A 1,131-nucleotide genomic window follows, 5' to 3' on the forward strand; every position below is an offset into this window, starting at 1 on the left:
AGTGTCATTACACCTGCAGCATAACCATTCTTATTATCTCCTGCATCAGTTGCTTGCCAATCATTAGCATTAAAGCCCATTGCATCTGCTGTTTCTCTATCTATAGTAGCATTAGTTTCTCTTAAGCTAACTGTTTTTTCAGAAACATTTTTATCATAGCCTATTGCACTTGTAATATTCATACTATGTAATTGATTATCAGCCCCAACATAATCTCTAGTAGCTTCTACAACTATGTCTTTACCATTAGTTGATGAAAAGCTTAATCTTCCGAAGTTAGTTTTATTATCGTTAGTTAAACCTATCATACTGCTTAAGCCTTCTCTATTACCTTCATTTAGGCCTTCTTTTAAGCCTTTTAGGAATTGTTGCATAGCGTGAGATACTATCGCATCTTCAGCAGCATTTTTATCCATTGTTAAACCCTTACCACCATCTACTAATTTTTGAAGAGCTTTCATAGCATTGTCAATAGCTTTATTCGCATCATCTAAACTATTATGATTTGCTTGTACTGCAACTAACGCAGCTGCAGCTGCAGCTTGATCTGTATCTGCAGTTTGAGTTTTATTATTAGCTAAAGCGTGTAATGCTCCTTGAGCTTCTGCTTTAACACCACTTAAATCTACTTTACCATCAGTTGCAGGTTTAATAGCTTTACCTTGTCTATAACCATCAGCTGCAATTCTTGCATCTTGTTCGTAGTGAGCTGCTTGAACTTCTTCAAATGTATTTTTTTCGTTTAATATAGATTTATTAGCATTACCAGTAATTGCTGTTGCACCACCTTGTGCAGTGGTAACTCCACCACCAGCCCAAGTTGCTTTTAAACTTAAATCCATTGCGTCTTGCCCAGCTGCTGCTACACCAGCTGCTGCATCTCCAGTTGTATATAATAAATGTTTATCTGGAGTAGTAGCACCTTGATTTGCTGCTAAATCTAAATTCTTATCCACCCCATCAGTTATCTTAATACCTCTACCATCTCTATTAGCAAGTACTAATCTTCCTTTTTCATCAACACTAGCTTCTACCCCTGTTTGATCTTTTACAGAGTTAATTGCAGCTCTTAAAGCTCCATTTCCATCTTTATCTTTAACTTCAATAGAACCAATAGTAACACCATTTATA

General features: G+C 36.1%; 1 protein-coding gene. It reads right to left on the reverse strand.

Going from position 1 to position 1,131, the window contains the following annotated elements; genetic code table 11:
* A partial coding sequence (locus tag AVBRAN9334_RS10065; RefSeq protein WP_336607736.1) for a flagellin hook IN motif-containing protein occupies positions 1 to 1,131 on the reverse strand: 1,131 nt, incomplete at both ends.

Origin of the sequence: Campylobacter sp. RM9334 (assembly GCF_020138145.1) — a bacterium.
In the GTDB taxonomy this organism is placed as follows: Bacteria; Campylobacterota; Campylobacteria; order Campylobacterales; family Campylobacteraceae; genus Campylobacter_E.